This is a genomic window from Nocardiopsis sp. NPDC055824 (assembly GCF_053616335.1).
In genome coordinates this window covers 1-16,078 of the sequence record NZ_JBSHDN010000079.1, presented here as the reverse complement: position 1 = coordinate 16,078, position 16,078 = coordinate 1, and the positions used below count along the sequence as shown (strand labels likewise).

The window sequence follows — 16,078 nt, the reverse complement described above, 5'->3', positions numbered from 1 at the left end:
GTCCCGAACGACGATTCGCCGGCGTCTCCGCTCCACCGATCGGTGGATATCCGGCTGCCCCGATGATCGATGTGCCGGCCCGGTGCGATCCGTAGCGTCGCTGGCATGACGACCTCCTCCAAGGAACCGGCCCCTGTCCGCACGGCGGAGCCCGCCGGCCGCCCGCAACGGATACACGGACTGGATGCGCTTCGTGGCGGTGCCTTGCTGCTGGGCATCGTGTTGCACGCATGCGTGCCGTTCATCGCGACCCAGTCCTGGTTCTTCCACGATCGATACACGTCGGTGGGACTCGCCGAGACGAACTTCGTCATCCACTCGTTCAGGATGGTGCTGTTCATGACGCTGGCCGGTTACTTCGGGGCTCTGATGCTCGACCGGCGTGGCGCCCGGCGGTACGTGGGTGATCGAGCCAAGCGCGTCCTGCTGCCCATGTTCGCGTTCTGGCCGGTCGCGGTGTTTCCGCTCGGCCTGCTGGCGCTCATGTTCGCAAGCACTCGTCCCGGCACGGCGCAGCCCGAGGTGACCGACCCGCTGGTCATGTTCGGTCCCGGTCAGCTCTGGTTCCTTCTCGTGCTCATGGAATGCATCGTGATCACTGTGGCGGTGCGCGCTCTGCTCATCCGGTTCATCGGGAGGGAACGGACGTCGGCGTTCTCCGAGCGGATGGCGACGCTGTTCTCGTCGCGCGCCGGCGTCCTCGTGGCATCCGTGCCCTACACCGTCGTCGTGTTGATCCAGGGGAGGCCGATGTCGGGGATCATCGAGCCCGCAACGATCGTTCCCGAGGTCGCCCCACTCGTCGGATACCTCGGCGCCTTCGCGGTCGGCTGGGCGCTGCGCCGTCGCTCCGACGCACTGGCCGGAATCAGCAGGGACTGGGCCGCGTATCTCACCGTCGGGGCGATCAGCCTGTCGATCATGCTGATCGCCCAAGGGCAGGTTCCGCTACCCATGGGTGCGGCGTTGGTCGCCCTCGGCGGATGGTGCGTGACCTACGGTCTGGTCGGCGTGTGCGTGCGCTTCCTCAGCCGCCCCTGCCCGGCGATCCGGTACCTGGCCGACGCCTCCTACTGGATGTACCTGATGCACCTGCCGATCGTGGTCGCCATCGGGATGAGCCTTGCGGACCTGAGCCTCCCGGTCGCGGTCAAGCTGTCGATCACCCTGATCGGTTCCAGCGCGATGCTGCTCCTCACGTACCAGCTAGCCGTCCGCTGCACACCGCTCGGCGCCTGGCTGAACGGACACCGGCACCCGTGGAAGAGCGCCGAACGAGGGGCGTGAACGCCGCTTGGCCGCTCCCGCGCTGCCGGTGTCCCAGTAGTTTTCGCGGAGCATCCGACGTTTTCTCCCGGCTCCACGCCCCGCCCGGAGCCCCGCCCCACGGGCAACGCCACGGGGCCGCGTCCGGAACACGCGACCGCCCGCTGTCGGACCCCTCCGGCACAATGCGGCCCATGAACCCATCAGCCACACCCGCCCACCACGCCCTGAACTACGTGGAACTCACCGTCACCGACCTGCAGGAGGCCCAACGGTTCTACGCCGAGGCGTTCGGGTGGCGCTTCAACGACTACGGCCCCATGTACGCGGGCATCCGGGGCCCGGGGGAGGAGGACCACGAGGTCGGCGGCCTCACCACCCAGGGCCGGGTGCGGCCCGGAGGCCCCTTCGTGCTGCTCTTCTCCCAGGACCTGGACCGGTCGGTGGAGGCGGTCACCCTAGCCGGGGGGCGCATCGTCGAAGCCCCCTACGCCTTCCCGGGCGGGCGCCGCTTCCACTTCGCCGACCCCAGCGGCAACGAACTGGGGGTATGGGCGCACTCCTAGACCCACCGCCGGGGGCGGGGTCCGCACACCGCGCCGACCCCGCCCCGGCCGCCCACCGCCCCCGGGCGTGAGAATCCCGCCCCACGGCGCGGCCCGGCTCCTCCACCGCGCCCCGGGTGCGGCGGCGCCCCGGACCCCCGGCAGGAGCAGGCCCCCGCCGAGGGTTCCTCCGCCCTACCGGGCCAGCAGGGCGCGCAGCGCCTTGACGACCTCCGCCGGGTCCTCCTCCGCCATGAAGTGGCCGCAGGAGACCGTGGCGTGGTGCAGGTCCCGCGCCCACTCCCTCCACCGGGACAGGGCGTCGAAGCCGAGCTCGGACCCCCAGTCCTGCTGGAGCACCGTCACGGGCATCGACAACGTCCGCCCCGCCGCCCGGTCGGCCTCGTCGTCGGCCACGTCCACCCCGGCCGAGGCCCGGTAGTCGGCGACGATGGAGGGCACCGCCTCCCGGCTCGCCCGCAGGTAGGCGGCGCGCACCGGCGCCGGGATCGCCTCGGGGTCACGCGCCCACACGTCCAGGAAGTGACCGAAGAACACGTCGGGCTCCGCGCCGATCAACGCCTCGGGCAGACCCGGCCGCTGCGCCATCAGGTACAGGTGGAAGCCCACCGACGCCGACACCCCGTGCATCACGTCCCACATGTCCAGGGTCGGCAGCACGTCCAGCGACGCCAGGTGGGTGACGGCGCCGGGGTGGTCCAGGCCCGCGCGGATCGCGACCAGCGCACCGCGGTCGTGGCCCGCCAGCGCGAACCGGTCGTGGCCCAGGGCCGCGGCCAGGGCGACCACGTCCGCGGCCATGGTCCGCTTGGCGTAGGCGCGCCCGTCGGTGTCGGCGGGCTTGTCGCTGTCACCGTAGCCGCGCAGGTCCGGGCAGATGACGGTGTGGTCGGCGGCCAGGTCCGCCGCCACGTGGCGCCACATCAGGTGCGTCTGCGGAAACCCGTGCAACAGCACCAGGGGGCTGCCCGAGCCCCCCACGGCGGCGTTGAGCGCCACCCCCTCGGCCACGGGCACACGCTGGTAGTCGAATCCGCTGATCCTCGGTTCCACGGTTACCTCCACTGGTTCGGTTCTTCGTCCAGAGCATGCCGGGCGCGGATGAGCAGGCGATGAGCGCCCGCTGAGCGCCCCCGCCTGCGACGACCGGCCACGGCCCCGAGCCCGCTACCGTGGAGGACATGACGGGGGAACACGAGGACACGGCCGTGGAGCTGCGCGTCCTGGGCCCCTTGGAGGCCCGCCGCGCCCAGGGGCCGCTCCCCCTCCCCGGCCCCCGCCACCGGGCCGTCCTGGCACGGCTGATCCTGGCCCGGGGCCGCACCGTCCCCGTGGACCTGCTCGTGGAGGACCTGTGGGAACACCCCCGCGAGGGCTCGGTGTCCGCGGTCCGCACCTTCGTCTCCGCGCTGCGCCGCTCCCTGGAACCCGACCGGGCCCCGCGCCGGCCCGCCCACCTGCTCGTGACCGCCCCGCCCGGCTACGCCCTGCGCCCCGGCCCCGAGGGCGTCGACGCCTGGAGGTTCGAGGTCGCCCTGACCCGCGCCGGCACCCACCTGGACACCGGGGAGCCGGGCCCCGCACTGGCCGAACTGGACCGGGCGCTGGCCCTGTGGCGCGGCCCCGCCTACGCCGAGTTCACCGCCTACCCGTGGGCGCACCAGGAGGCCGACCGCCTCGAAGGGCTGCGGCTCCTGGCCGTGGAACAGCGCGCCCGCGCCCTGCTGGATTTGGGCCGCGCCGAGCAGGCCGCCGCCGACCTGCACCCCCACGCCGCCGCCCACCCCCTGCGCGAGAACGCCTGGAACCTGCTGGCCCTGGCCCTGTACCGGTGCGGGCGCCAGGGGGAGGCCCTGCACGCCCTGCGCCGCGCCCGCCGCACCCTGGCCGACGAACTCGGCGTGGACCCCGGCCCCGACCTGCGCCGCCTCGAAGCCGACATCCTCTCCCACGCACCCCGCCTGACTCCCCCCACCCCCGCGGCCCCCGACCTGCCCGACCGCCCCCTCCCCGCCGATCACCCCTTCGTGGGCCGCGCCCACGAACTGGACCTGCTCGAACAGGCCGCCGCCACCGCCACCGCACACGCCCGCACCACACCCGTCCTGGTCTCCGGCGACGCCGGGGCGGGCAAGAGCGCCCTGGCCCGCGAACTCACCCGGCGCCTGGCCCACCGCGGCTGGCGCACCGCCTGGGGGCGCAGCCCCGAACACGACGGAGCCCCGCCCACCTGGCCCTGGACACAGATCACCACCGCCCTGACCGGCACCGACACCGACACACCCCACCCCGGCCCCACCTCGGGTGACCCCGCCGCCGCACGCTTCCACACCCTGCGCAGCACCACCGACCTCCTGACACGCACCACCGGCCAGGGCCCCCTCCTGCTCGTCCTGGAGGACCTGCACCGCGCCGCGCAGGAAACCCTGGAACTGCTCACCGCCCTGGTCGCCGAACACATCCCCGGCCCCCTGCTCATCGTGGGCACCCACCGCACCGGGGAGATCTCCGCACCCCTGGCCGCAGCCCTGGCCCGCCTGGCCCCCCACGAACCCGTCCGCGTCTACCTGGGCGGACTCCCCCAGGACACCACCGGCGAACTCCTGCGCACCGTCCTGGACCACGACGTGGACGCCCCCACCCTGCGCACCATCCACCGGCGCAGCGGCGGCAACCCCTTCTTCGCCCGCGAACTCGCCCGCCTGCTGCGCACCGACGGCCCGAGCGCCCTGGCCACCGTCCCCGCCGGCGTACGCGACGTCATCCGCCACCGCCTGGCCGCCCTGCCCCCGCCCGCGCAGCGCCTCCTGCACCAGGCCGCCGTCATCGGCCACGACATCGACCCCGACGTCCTGGCCGTCCTGGCCCCGGACCAGGACACCCACCTGGACGCCCTGGACGCCGCCCTGGACGCCGGCTTCCTCACCCAGCAGGACACACCGCTGCGCTTCTCCCACGTCCTGGTGCGCGACACCCTCTACGACTCCCTGTCCCACCCCCGCCGGGCCCGCTGGCACACCGCCGCCGCCGAGGCGATCGCCGCCCTGCACCCGGACCGGCCCGGCGCCGACGCCGCCCTGGCCCACCACTACGCCCGCGCGCACACCCCCGCCACCGCCGCCCTGGCCGCGCACCACGCCCGCGCCGCCGCCCTGCAGGCCGAACACCGCTTCGCCCCCCACGAGGCCGCCCGCCTGTGGCAGGACGCCCTCACCGCCCACGACCGCTCCGGCGAGGAGGACCCCCGCGCCCGCCTGGACGCCCTCACCGGACTGGTGCGGGCCCTGGCCCTCACCGGCCGTCTGGAGTCCGCCCGCCACCACCGCGGCCGGGCCGTCGCCGAGGCCGACCGGCTCGGCGACCCCGACCTGAGCGCCCGCGTCATCACCGCCTTCGACGTGCCCGCCCTGTGGCCCCGCAACGACGACCCGGGCCTGTCCGCGCACCTGGTCCGCGCCACCGAACGCACCCTGGCCGCCCTGCCCCGGGACCGCGAGGCCCTGCGCGCCCGCCTGCTGGCCGCCCAGGCACTGGAGATGCGCGGAACCCTCGACGGGCGCGGCGCCCGGGCCGCCCGTCTGGCCGAGCAGAGCGCCCGACGCCTGGACGAGCCCGCACTGCTCGCCCTGGCGCTCAACGCCCGCTTCATGCAGTCCTTCTCCCGCACCGGCCAGGCCCCGCAACGGCTGCGCATCGGCGCCGAACTGGTCGCGCTGGCCACCGAGCACTCCCTGGTCACCTTCGAGGTCCTGGGCCACCTCATCCTGGTCCAGGCCCACGCGGCCCTGGCCGACCTGGCCGCCGCCGACACCCACATGCGCGCCGCCGACCGGCTGGGCGCCCTCCACGAGATCCCCCTCGTGGGCGTGTTCACCCACTGGTACGCGGCACTGCGCCTGGCCGTGACCGGCACCGCCCGCGAGGCCGAGGCCGCCTACCGCACCGCGAGCGTGCGCCTGGCGGGAGGCGGCATGCCCGGCATGGAGGAGGGGCTGCTGGACCTGGCCCTGGTGTGCCTGCACCTGCAGCACGGCCACCCCCCGCCCACCACCGACGCCCCCGGCCCCCACGCACCGTGGATCCGCGCCCTCACCGACCCCGACCGGCCACCGCTGCCGCCCCGACCGCCCCCCGGGCTGCTCACCGAGGCCCTGGCCTGCCTGGGCGCCCGGGCCGCCGTCGAACGCGGCGACCGCGCCGCCATGGAACGGGCCCACAGCCTGCTGCTGCCCGCCGCCGGGGAACTGGCCGGGGCCGGCAGCGGACTGCTCACCCTGGGCCCGGTCGCCCACCAGCTCGGCGACCTCGCCCTGGCCCTGGGCGACCCCGGCCGGGCCGCAGGCCACTACCGCCGGGCCCTGGAGACCGCCGAGCGGGCCGGCGCACCGCACTGGGCGAGCGCCGCCCGCCGCGCCGCGGACGCACTGGGCTGAGCGCCCCGCACCCGCAGCCGGGTCCCGCGCCGGGGCGGCCGGGCCCGGCCACGGGTGTGGCAGCATCCCTGTCATGTCCGTACGCGAACTCGTCGTCCTGGGGACCTCCAGCGCGGTGCCCACCCGCCGCCGCAACCACAACGGCTACTTCCTGCGCTGGGACGGCCACGGCATCCTGTTCGACCCGGGCGAGGGCACCCAGCGCCAGATGCGCACGGCCGGGCTCGCCGCCACCGACATCACCCGCATCTGCCTCACCCACTTCCACGGCGACCACAGCCTGGGGCTGCCCGGCACCCTGCAGCGCATCGCCCGCGACCAGGTCCCCCACACCGTGCGGGTCTCCTACCCCGCCCAGGGCGAGGAGTACTGGCGCAGGCTGCGCCACGCCACCCCCTTCCGCGACACCGACGCCGTCCTGCCCCAACCGGTCGGCGGCCTGGGCGCCTGCCCGCTGGGCGAGGAGGACCTGACGCTGACCGCGTTGCCGCTGCGCCACTCGGTCCCCGCCTACGGGTACCGGCTCGCCGAGCCCGACGGGTGGCGGATGCTCCCCGAACGGCTGGCCGCCCACGGGGTCCGCGGCCCCCTGGTGGGACGCCTGCAGCGCGAGGGCGCGGTCACCACCGGCGACGGGCGCCGGGTGGAACTGGCCCAGTGCGCCCGCCCGCGCCGCGGCCAGGTGTTCGCGTTCGTCATGGACACCGCCGAGTGCGAGGGCGCCCTGGAACTGGCACGCGGCGCCGACATGCTGGTGATCGAGTCCACCTACCTGGACACCGAGGAGGGGCTGGCCGCCTCCTACGGGCACCTGACCGCACGCCAGGCCGGGCGCATCGCCGCCCGGGCGGGGGTGCGCACCCTGGTGCTGACCCACATCTCCGAACGCTACGAGCACAGCGAGGACCCGCTCTTCACCGCCCAGGCCGGCCAGGAGTTCGACGGCCGCATCGTCCTGGCCCAGGACCTGGACCGCATCCCCCTGCCGGCCCGCGACTCCTGAAGGGGCGCCCCCGCACGGGGCGGGCGCGCGGGCGCCGAGTTCACCACTCGGACACGGAGGAGCGCCGGGCGTTCACGCACCGTTGCGCCGCGCTCGCTACGTTCGCACCGTCAGCGCACCCGGCAGAAAGGCCCGGCACCCCATGCCCGCCTCCCCCCGATCCGCCGCCCGCCGCACCCTCGCCGTCCTGAGCGGCGCCGCCCTGGCGATGGCCGCCCTCCCGGCCTCCCCCCACGCCCTGGCCCAGACCGCCCCCGAACGCGTCATCCTCTCCCCCACCGCCGACCCCTCCACCTCCCAGACCCTCACCTGGCGCACCGACGACGCCGGCAGCCAGGTCCTGGAGATCGCCCCCGGGGCCGCCCCCGACCAGGTCACCCGCGTCCCCGCGCGCACCACCGCCCGCATCGGCGGCACCTACCACGCCGCCACCGCCACCGGCCTGGAACCCGACACCGCCTACCGGTACCGGGTCGGCGACGGGGCCGGCGCCGACACCCCCTGGCGCACCCTCACCACCCCCGCCCAGGACGCGCAGCCCTTCGACTTCCTCTACTTCGGCGACATCCAGAACGACATCACCCGGGGCGCCGCCCCCGTGGTCCGCGCCGCCCTGGCCGCCGAACCCGACGCCGAACTGGCCGTGCACGCGGGCGACCTCGTCGACAGCGCCAACAGCGACTCCCAGTGGGGGGAGTGGTTCGACGCCTTCGGCGCCCAGGCCACCGGCGGCATCAACCACATCGCCGCCCCCGGCAACCACGAGTACTCCGGCGCGAACCTGAGCGGCCACTGGGCCCCGCAGTTCCCCGGCGCCGCCAACGGGCCCGCCTCCGGCCGCGACCTGCCCCGGACCGTCTACCACACCGACTACCAGGGTGTGCGCTTCATCGTCCTGAACTCCAACTACCGCAACGCCGCCCCGCTCAACGCGTCGGCGTGGCTGCGCACCCAGCAGCAGTGGCTGGAGCAGGCCCTGAGCCAGAACCCCCACCGGTGGACCGTGGTCACCTTCCACCACCCCGTCTTCTCCAACAGCCCCGGCCGCGACAACGCCCCCCTGCGCCAGGCCTGGCTGCAGACCCTGGAGGAGTACGACGTGGACCTGGTCCTGCAGGGCCACGACCACTCCTACAGCCGCGGCAACCTGGTACGGAACCGCACCGGCGACCCCGACGTGCAGACCGGCCCCGTCTACGCGGTCACGGTGACCGGCCCCAAGATGTACGACGTCGGCGACGGCAACTGGACCGCCAACGGGGCCGAGGCCCGCGTGCAGCTCGGCCACACCCAGACCTTCCAGGCGGTGTCGGTGGACGGCGACACCCTGCGGTACCGGGCGCGCACCGCCCAGGGCACGGTCGTGGACTCCTTCACCATCGTCAAGGACCAGGACGGCAAGCGCGTCACCGACACCCTCTGACCCCCGCTCCCCCCTCCAGGGGTGTCCCCGTGTTCGGGCGGGGACACCCCGCCCCCCGGGGCGGCAGGAGCCTCCCGCACACGGCGCGCCCCCGGGCACGGCGCCCCGCGGACCACCTGCCCGCACCCGCCCGGACGCTTCGTCCGCGAACGCACCGTCCATGACGCATCCTGGAGGACATGCACGCTCCCGACGGATCCCGCCTGGCCGCCCTGGCCGCACTCCTGGCCGACCCCACCCGGGCCGGGGTGTGCCTGGCCCTGCTGGACGGGCGCGCCTGGACCGCCGGGGAACTCGCCCGCCACACCGGTGTGGGCGCCTCCACCATCAGCGCGCACCTGACCAGGCTCACCGAGGGCGGCCTCCTCGCCCAGGAACGCCAGGGCCGCCACCGCTACGTCCGCCTGGCCGACGCGGGCGCGGCCCGCCTGGTCGAGACCCTGGCCTCCCAGGCCGCCCCCGCCGCCGACCCCCCGCGCACCCTGCGCACCTCACGCGCCAACGAGGCCCTGGCCCGCGCACGCACCTGCTACGACCACCTGGCCGGACGCCTGGGCTGCGCCCTCACCGACGCCATGACCCGCCGCGGACTGCTCCGCCAGGACACCGGGTTCGCCCTCACCGAGGACGGCCTGGCCTGGTTCGGCGACCACTCCATCCCCCTGGAGCGCACCCGCTCACGCCCCCTGGCCCGCCCCTGCCTGGACTGGACCGAACGCCGCACCCACCTGGCCGGGACCGCCGGAGCCGCACTGTGCGCCCACGCCCTGAACGCGCGCTGGCTCACCCGGATCGGCTCGGGCCGCGCCCTGAGGATCACCGACCGGGGGGCGCAGGCCCTGGGGGAGGCCCTGGGCCTGGACGCGGACACACTTCGCTGAGCGCCGCAGCGTCCGCCCCCTACCGTCCTCCCATGACCTCCTCGCACACCCCCGCCACCGGGCCGCCCCGGCAGCCGCAGGCCTCACCGTGCTGCTGTGGGCCTCGGCCTTCGTCTGCATCCGCAGCGCCGGGGAGTTCTACTCCCCCGGCTCCCTGGCCCTGGGCCGCCTGGCGGCCGGCTCCCTGGTCGCACTCCTGGCGGCGACCCGCACAGGCCTGCCCGCCCGCGCCGCCTGGCCGGGCATCGCCGCCTCGGGCGTGCTCTGGTTCGGGGTGTACACGGTCGCCCTGAACCGGGGCGAGCGCGAGGTCGACGCGGGCACCGCCGCCATGGTCGTCAACCTCGGGCCGGTCCTCATCGCCCTGCTGGGCGCCGCGTGGTCGGGCGAGGGGCTCCCCCGCCCGCTGCTGTGGGGGACAGCGGTCGCCTTCACCGGCGCCGTGGTCGCGGGGATCGCCACCGCCGGCGCCGAGGACGCCTCCGTCCTGGGCGTCCTGCTGTGCCTGGTGGCCGCGGTGACCTACGCCGTCGGCACGGTCTGCCAAAAGCCCGCACTGCGCCACGCCTCCCCCCTGCAGGTCTGCGCGTTCGGCTGCCTGGTGGGCACGGCCGCGTGCGTGCCCTTCGCCGGGGACCTGGCCGCCGAGGCGGCCCGCGCCCCCGCCGCGGCCACGCTCAACATGCTCTACCTGGGGGTGTTCCCGACCGCGATCGCCTTCACCACGTGGGCTTACGCCCTGGCGCGCATGCCCGCGGGCCGGCTGGGCGCCACCACCTACCTGGTGCCGGTCCTGGTGGTGGTGCTCTCCTGGGCGGTCCTGGGGGAGACGCCCGCGCCGCCGGCGTTCGCGGGAGGGGCCCTGTGCCTGGCCGGGGTGGCGATCTCCCGCCGCCGTTCGCCCGCACCGCCCTCCCCCGCGCACGAGGGCCCGCCGACGGCGCCCTCCCCCGGCCGCGCATCAGGTGCGTGAGCGGCCCGCCTGCGGGCCGACGGTCCCCCCGCGCGAGGAGGCGGCGCCCCGGCCTCAGCCGCCGCGGGGGGCGTCCAGCAGTGCGCGGGCGCGCCGGTGCAGGTCCTCGACCTCGCCCGTGCGCGCCGCCCCGCGGGAGCGGGGCTCGCCCGAGGCCAGGGCGTGGGCCTCGCGCAGCGCGACCAGTGCGCGGGCCAGGCCCCGCCGGGCGGCCGGGTGGGCGCCGCCCTCCCGCTCCAGCGCCAGGCGGGCCCGCTCCCCCTCGGCCAGGGCGGCCTCCAGGTGCTCGTCGGCCCTGCGGTTGGCCAGCACGGCGCACACCACGATGCCCACCGCGGCCCCCAGCACGGTCGCCCACAGCCGCTCGGCCGCCAGGTCCTGCGCCCCGCCCGCCGGGTGGGCCAGCCCCGACAGGGCCAGGGTGAGCGGGGTGACGAACACGATCGCGTAGGAGTAGTTGGTGACCACCACCATCTCCGCGGCCATCTGGCACAGCACCACCAGCGCGATGACGCCCAGGGGCGAGTAGTCGAAGGAGAAGAGCACGGCCGCCAGGGCCACGCCCACGAGCGTGCCCAGGGCGCGCTGCAGGGTGCGGTGCCAGGTGGTGGTGACGTCGGTGGCCTGCAGGACCGACCCGGCCGAGACGGCCGCCCAGTACCCGTGGTCCATCCCCGCGGCCCAGGCCAGGGCCCCGGCGAGCAGGGAGGCCAGCCCCACCCGGGCCACCGAGACCGGGGTGGGCGAGGGGGAACGCAGCGCACCGCGCAGGCGCTCGGCCGCACCGGGCGCGGGGGTGCTGTGCCGGCGCAGGTGCTCGGCGTGGGCGGCCAGGGCGGCGCGCTCGCGGCCCGCGACCAGGGGCCGCACCCCGCGCTCGCGCCGTGTGCGGCGGGCGAGCTCGCCCATCTCGGCGGCGGCACGGGCGTCGCCGAGGGCGTCCCCCGTGCCGCCGAGCAGGGACTCGGCCCGGGCGGTGAGGATCTCCAGCGACTCCAGCACGGAGGCGCTCCCCGGCCGGGCGGGGCGGGTACGGGAGAGCAGCGTGGTCCAGGCGTGCTGCACGGCGGCCTCGGCGGCGGCGCGGGTGGCGCCGGTGGGCCCGCCCAGGTGACGGGCCAGGGCGTACAGGGCGCGGGAGACCGCCAGGCGCTCGGGGGCGGTGGGGTGGACCAGGGCTCCGGCCACGGCCGCGGCCCAGCACAGGGCGGCGGCCGCCGCGGTGACGGCCACCTCCAGGGGGAGCGCGGCCAGGGTCTGCGGGTTGTAGGCGGCCACACCGGTGGCGAAGACGAACATCAGCCCCGCGGGGGCGCCGAAGGCCAGCGCGTCGGAGAGGTACTTGGCTCCGGCGGCCACCAGGGAGCCCGCCAGGACCGCGGCCAGGGGGTGGGAGAACAGGGCCGCGGTGAGCCCGCCCACCGCCACCGCCAGGGTGAGGGCGGCGCCGACGACGGCCAGGACCCGGGCGCGGCGGGCGTAGGTGTCGTCGCGCGCGTACAGGGCGGTGAAGCAGCCCATGGCGGCGTAGGGCGCCAGGTCCACGCGACCCAGGGCGTGGAGCAGCAGCAGGGGCAGGGCCACGCACGCCCCCGCGCGCAGGGCGGTGAGGGTGACGTTGCCGTGGACGCGGCGGGGGGCGAAGGCCCCGCGGACACCGAGGACGCCGCGCAGGGACGCCACTTTCGACAAAAAGTAATTCACAAGTAAATTATATTAGGGTGGTCCACCGGCACACACCACCCGCGGAGAGGGAGACCTCCCCCACCAGGAAGGCCACCATGAGCGACGCCGTCTCCCGCTTCCTCCACAGCTGGACCCGCCTGCGCCCCGACCTGGACCTGTCCACCGTGGCCGCCATGGGCCGCGTCCTGCGCCTGGCCGCCCTGATGAACAACATCACCGAGGACGGCCTGGCCGGCGCCGAGGTCACCCGCCCCGAGTTCGAGGTCCTGGCCGCCCTGCGCCGCTCCCCCGACGGACTGCGCCCCCGCCAGCTCACCCGCGAGACCATCGCCTCGGGCGCCTCCACCACCAAGCGCCTCACCCGCCTGGAGTCCGCCGGACTCATCACCCGCACCCCCCTCGAACGCGACCGCCGCGAGGTCCAGGTCCGCCTCACCGACCGCGGCCGCACCCTGGCCGACACCCTCTTCGCCGCCCAACTCGACCGCGAGGCCACCGTCCTGGCCCCCTTGAGCACCGACGAACAAGCCCAGCTCGCCGACCTGCTCGCCCGCGTCCTGGCCCCCATCGACCGAGCCTGAACCCGTACCGGCCCCACCACCCGGACGTCCACCACCACCCACCCCCGCCCCACCACACCCACCAGGACCCCCTCATGAGCCGCGAACCCCACACCCGCCTCGCCCGAGCCCTGACGGCCCTGCTCCAGGACCCCCGCCCCGTCACCGGCGTCCAACGCCTGCGCGGCGGCAGCAAGAAGGGCGTCTACCGCCTCACCCTCGACCACACCGACACCGTCATCGCCTACCTGTGGCACAGCACCGAGGACTACTGGCACCCCGGCGCCGCCCACAGCCAGGACCCCGCCGACCCCTTCTCCCACGCCTCGGGCCCCCACCTGTTCACCGCCGCCCACCGCGCCCTGACCGACCTGGGCGTACGCGTGCCCCGCCTGCTCGCCCACGACACCACCGGCACCCACCACCCCGGCGCCATCGCCCTGGTCCAGGACGTGCCCGGCCCCACCCTCGAAGAACTCCTCGAACGCGACCCCGCCGCGGCCGCCCCCGTCCTGGACCGCCTCGGCGCCTTCCTGCGCACCATGCACGCCACCACCCACCCCGGCTTCGGCAAGGTCCACCACCTCACCACGGGAGGCCGCCCCCACGCCCCCTCCTGCGAACAGACCGTCCTGGACCGCGCCCTGGCCGACCTGGACGAGGCCGCCGCACGCGATGCGCGCCTGCACCCCCACCACGCACGGCTCACCAGCGCCCTGCACACCCTGGCCCACCGCATCACCCCGCGCCGCGAACACGTGCTCATCCACGGCGAACTCGGCCCCGACCACGTCCTGGTCGACACCGACGGAACCCCCGTCCTCATCGACATCGAGGGCATGATGTTCTTCGACGCCGAATGGGAGCACTCCTTCCTGCGCCTGCGCTTCGGCGAACACCACCCCCGCCTGCGCACACGCACCCCCGACCCCCACCGCAGCGCCCTGTACGACCTGGCCATGCACCTGTCCCTGGTCGCCGGCCCCCTGCGCCTGCTCGAGGGCGACTACCCCGACCGCGCCTTCATGCTCTCCATCGCCGAACACCACCTGGCACGCGCCCTGCAGACCACCGCCTGACACACTCGCCGACCATGGACACCATGGACACCTTCGACCACCTGTGGAACACCGACACCGTCTGGCTCAACACCGCCCAGTACGGCATCCCGCCCGCCCCCGCCCACCAGGCCCTCGACCAGGCCCTGCACGCCTGGAGGTCGGGCACCGGCGACCCCCTGCACTGGGGGCGGGCCGTCCACGACACACGCACCAACCTGGCCGCGCTCGTGCACGCCCCCGCCCAGGACATCGCCCTGGGCACCGCGGTCTCCCAGATCACCGGCACCCTCGCCGCCTCCCTGCCCGCCGGGGCCCGCGTCCTGGTCCCCCAGGACGAGTTCTCCTCCCTCGTCCTGCCGTGGCTGTCCCAGGCCGACCGCGGCGTCACCGTGCGCACAGCCCCCCTGCAGCACCTGGCCGAGAGCGTGCGCCCCGACACCGACCTGGTCGCCTACAGCCTGGTCCACTCCGCCACGGGGCGCATCGCCCCCACCGCCGACATCGCCTCCGCCGCACGCGCCCACGGCGCGCGCCTGGTGGGCGACGCCACCCAGGCCGCCGGATGGCTGCCGGTACGGGCCACCGACTTCGACGCCCTGCTCGGCGCCGCCTACAAGTGGCTCATGGCCCCGCGCGGGCTGGCCTTCGCCTACCTGTCACCGGCACTGCGCACCGAGCTGCGCCCCCACAACGCCGGCCCCGCCGCCACCCGGGACCCGGCCGCCTCGCTCTACGCCGGCGACCCGGCCCCGGAGCTGTCCGAGACCGCCCGGGCCTTCGACACCTCCCCCAACTGGTTCGCGTGCGTGGCCGCGGCCGCCTCCACCCGCGTGCTCCTGCAGGCCGGAGTGGAACGGGTCCGCGACCACAACGTCGCCCTGGCCGACCGCCTGCGCGCCGCCCTGGGCCAGGAGCCCGGCGGGTCGGCGATCACCTCGGTGGAGCGGCCCGGGGCCGCCGAGCGCCTGGCGCGCGCGGGGATCGTCACCACGAGCCGGGGCGGCGGGACACGCCTGGCCTTCCACCTGTACAACACCCCGCAGGACGCCGACCTGGCCGCGCGCGCCCTGCTCTGAGCCGCGGGCCCGGCGGGGGCACGGCGCGGTGGCCGCAAGGACGCACGGCCCTGCGGGCCGGGCCCTCACCCCGCACCGGCCACCGCTCCCGCACCCGTGCGCCCCGGATCAGTCCCGCGCCGGGCCAGGGCGGACGTTGCCCAGCTCCCGGGTGACCGCGATCTCGATGGCGACCCGCCCGGGGTTGGGGCGCGGGGCCCGGTAGCGCCCGGTGTACAGGCGCACCGCCTCGGCCACCGCCTCCGGGTCGCGCGTCACCGTGGCCGTGCCCTCCAGGGTGGACCAGCGCGCACCCTCCACCTGCGACACCGACACCCGCGCCCCGGGGTGGGCGGCCAGGTTGCGCGCCTTGAAGCTGGCCCCGTCGGCGATCACCCGGACCAGGCGGCGCCCGGGGTCGTAGGTCGCCCCCACCGGGACCTGGTGGATGCTGCCGTCCGGACGCGGACTGGCCAGCGTGCAGATGCGGCGCTCGCTCCAGAAGGCGAGGAAGGGGTCGTCGGGGATCTGGGACACGGGCGGCTCTTCTCTGGTCGTCGAATCAGGGCACGGCTGAGGACCCCAGGATCCCAGAACCCCGGGTGTGCGGTGGCGCACACCACATTGACGCGTCAAACTCCGTCAATAAACTTGAGTCCATCAGCATCAAGTTATGTTTCTGAGACTTTCTCGGGGGTTCACACCATGCTCCTCACCCGCACCATCCCCTTCGACCCCACCCGCGCCGCCACCGCCCACCAGCGCACCGTCCCCATGGACATCCTGCGCACCGAGGACGAACTCCTCGTCCGGCTCGACCTGCCCGGCGCCGACGCCGACAGCATCGACCTGGAGGTCGAACGCGACGTACTCACCGTCAACGCCCGGCGCCCCGCCCGCCAGGAGGGGGCCGCCCCCGTCCTGACCGAGCGCCCCACCGGCCCCTTCACCCGGCGCCTGCGCCTGGGCCGGGACCTGGACACCGACAACATCGGCGCCGACTACACCGACGGCGTCCTGACCCTGCGCCTTCCCGTGGCCGAGAAGGCCAAGCCGCGCAAGATCCTCCTGGACCAGGGCGGCGCGACCCTCTGACGCCCACACGGCCGAGGGGGCGCGGGGCCACGGGGAACCCCCCGCCCCCTCGGCGCGAGAACGCCCGGGGGCGCCC

Annotated in this window: 14 protein-coding genes; 11 read left to right on the top strand and 3 right to left on the bottom strand. The window is 75.5% G+C overall.

Annotation, left to right across the window (positions count from 1 at the left end; genetic code table 11):
- Window positions 1-105 precede the first annotated feature (105 nt).
- Both ACWGL3_RS17300 and ACWGL3_RS17295 read left to right on the top strand, forming a co-directional pair.
- On the top strand, window positions 106-1,287 hold the full coding sequence (locus tag ACWGL3_RS17300) for an acyltransferase family protein (RefSeq protein ID WP_452461534.1): 1,182 nt from the start codon (window positions 106-108) through the stop codon (window positions 1,285-1,287).
- Window positions 1,288-1,460: 173 nt separating this feature from the next.
- Entirely contained in the window at window positions 1,461-1,832 is a 372-nt protein-coding gene (locus tag ACWGL3_RS17295; protein ID WP_452461533.1) for a VOC family protein, read from the top strand.
- 174 nt (window positions 1,833-2,006) lie between these two features.
- Here the strand turns inward: ACWGL3_RS17295 and ACWGL3_RS17290 are convergent, their stop codons facing one another.
- Window positions 2,007-2,885 (bottom strand): alpha/beta fold hydrolase, encoded by an 879-nt coding sequence (locus tag ACWGL3_RS17290; protein WP_267950173.1) that lies wholly within the window; start codon window positions 2,883-2,885, stop codon window positions 2,007-2,009.
- Between the two features lie 128 nt (window positions 2,886-3,013).
- On the opposite strand from ACWGL3_RS17290, the gene ACWGL3_RS17285 reads away from it, so the two are divergent.
- The 5 genes from ACWGL3_RS17285 (at window position 3,014) to ACWGL3_RS17265 (ending at window position 10,545) form a co-directional block, all read left to right on the top strand.
- On the top strand, window positions 3,014-6,265 hold the full coding sequence (locus ACWGL3_RS17285) for a BTAD domain-containing putative transcriptional regulator (protein ID WP_452461532.1): 3,252 nt from the start codon (window positions 3,014-3,016) through the stop codon (window positions 6,263-6,265).
- A 73-nt stretch (window positions 6,266-6,338) separates the two neighbouring features.
- Entirely contained in the window at window positions 6,339-7,268 is a 930-nt protein-coding gene (locus ACWGL3_RS17280) for a ribonuclease Z (protein WP_267950175.1), read from the top strand.
- 142 nt (window positions 7,269-7,410) lie between these two features.
- Window positions 7,411-8,691 carry a metallophosphoesterase gene (locus ACWGL3_RS17275; protein ID WP_452461531.1) on the top strand — a complete coding sequence of 427 codons (1,281 nt, stop codon included), beginning with the start codon at window positions 7,411-7,413 and terminating at the stop codon, window positions 8,689-8,691.
- A gap of 179 nt (window positions 8,692-8,870) precedes the next feature.
- Window positions 8,871-9,572, top strand: coding sequence for an ArsR/SmtB family transcription factor (locus ACWGL3_RS17270; protein ID WP_267950177.1), 702 nt, complete (start codon window positions 8,871-8,873; stop codon window positions 9,570-9,572).
- An 88-nt stretch (window positions 9,573-9,660) separates the two neighbouring features.
- Window positions 9,661-10,545, top strand: coding sequence for a DMT family transporter (locus ACWGL3_RS17265; RefSeq protein WP_267950178.1), 885 nt, complete (start codon window positions 9,661-9,663; stop codon window positions 10,543-10,545).
- A 54-nt stretch (window positions 10,546-10,599) separates the two neighbouring features.
- Here ACWGL3_RS17265 and ACWGL3_RS17260 read toward each other — a convergent pair whose 3' ends face one another.
- A complete protein-coding gene (locus tag ACWGL3_RS17260) occupies window positions 10,600-12,249 on the bottom strand; it encodes an FUSC family protein (RefSeq protein ID WP_267950179.1) in 1,650 nt (549 codons plus the stop codon).
- Window positions 12,250-12,326: 77 nt separating this feature from the next.
- Between ACWGL3_RS17260 and ACWGL3_RS17255 the strand changes: the two genes are divergently transcribed.
- The 3 genes from ACWGL3_RS17255 to ACWGL3_RS17245 all read left to right on the top strand — a co-directional run bounded on the left by ACWGL3_RS17255 (window position 12,327) and on the right by ACWGL3_RS17245 (window position 14,928).
- Window positions 12,327-12,812 (top strand): MarR family winged helix-turn-helix transcriptional regulator, encoded by a 486-nt coding sequence (locus ACWGL3_RS17255; RefSeq protein ID WP_267950180.1) that lies wholly within the window; start codon window positions 12,327-12,329, stop codon window positions 12,810-12,812.
- Window positions 12,813-12,886: 74 nt separating this feature from the next.
- Window positions 12,887-13,870, top strand: coding sequence for a phosphotransferase family protein (locus ACWGL3_RS17250; protein ID WP_267950181.1), 984 nt, complete (start codon window positions 12,887-12,889; stop codon window positions 13,868-13,870).
- A gap of 23 nt (window positions 13,871-13,893) precedes the next feature.
- A complete protein-coding gene (locus ACWGL3_RS17245; protein ID WP_431061530.1) occupies window positions 13,894-14,928 on the top strand; it encodes an aminotransferase class V-fold PLP-dependent enzyme in 1,035 nt (344 codons plus the stop codon).
- Between the two features lie 108 nt (window positions 14,929-15,036).
- Here ACWGL3_RS17245 and ACWGL3_RS17240 read toward each other — a convergent pair whose 3' ends face one another.
- Window positions 15,037-15,444, bottom strand: coding sequence for a pyridoxamine 5'-phosphate oxidase family protein (locus ACWGL3_RS17240; RefSeq protein ID WP_431061511.1), 408 nt, complete (start codon window positions 15,442-15,444; stop codon window positions 15,037-15,039).
- Window positions 15,445-15,612: 168 nt separating this feature from the next.
- Between ACWGL3_RS17240 and ACWGL3_RS17235 the strand changes: the two genes are divergently transcribed.
- The gene (locus tag ACWGL3_RS17235; RefSeq protein WP_267950183.1) at window positions 15,613-16,002 is read left to right on the top strand and encodes an Hsp20/alpha crystallin family protein; all 390 of its coding nucleotides are present in this window, start codon (window positions 15,613-15,615) and stop codon (window positions 16,000-16,002) included.
- Window positions 16,003-16,078 lie beyond the last annotated feature (76 nt).

What these genes read in the sequence shown, in the direction of transcription:
- ACWGL3_RS17300 (WP_452461534.1), top strand. Translation starts at nt 106, where the DNA reads ATGACGACCTCCTCCAAGGAACCGGCCCCTGTCCGCACGGCGGAGCCC.
- ACWGL3_RS17295 (WP_452461533.1), top strand. Translation starts at nt 1,461, where the DNA reads ATGAACCCATCAGCCACACCCGCCCACCACGCCCTGAACTACGTGGAA.
- ACWGL3_RS17285 (WP_452461532.1), top strand. Translation starts at nt 3,014, where the DNA reads ATGACGGGGGAACACGAGGACACGGCCGTGGAGCTGCGCGTCCTGGGC.
- ACWGL3_RS17280 (WP_267950175.1), top strand. Translation starts at nt 6,339, where the DNA reads ATGTCCGTACGCGAACTCGTCGTCCTGGGGACCTCCAGCGCGGTGCCC.
- ACWGL3_RS17275 (WP_452461531.1), top strand. Translation starts at nt 7,411, where the DNA reads ATGCCCGCCTCCCCCCGATCCGCCGCCCGCCGCACCCTCGCCGTCCTG.
- ACWGL3_RS17270 (WP_267950177.1), top strand. Translation starts at nt 8,871, where the DNA reads ATGCACGCTCCCGACGGATCCCGCCTGGCCGCCCTGGCCGCACTCCTG.
- ACWGL3_RS17255 (WP_267950180.1), top strand. Translation starts at nt 12,327, where the DNA reads ATGAGCGACGCCGTCTCCCGCTTCCTCCACAGCTGGACCCGCCTGCGC.
- ACWGL3_RS17250 (WP_267950181.1), top strand. Translation starts at nt 12,887, where the DNA reads ATGAGCCGCGAACCCCACACCCGCCTCGCCCGAGCCCTGACGGCCCTG.
- ACWGL3_RS17245 (WP_431061530.1), top strand. Translation starts at nt 13,894, where the DNA reads ATGGACACCTTCGACCACCTGTGGAACACCGACACCGTCTGGCTCAAC.
- ACWGL3_RS17235 (WP_267950183.1), top strand. Translation starts at nt 15,613, where the DNA reads ATGCTCCTCACCCGCACCATCCCCTTCGACCCCACCCGCGCCGCCACC.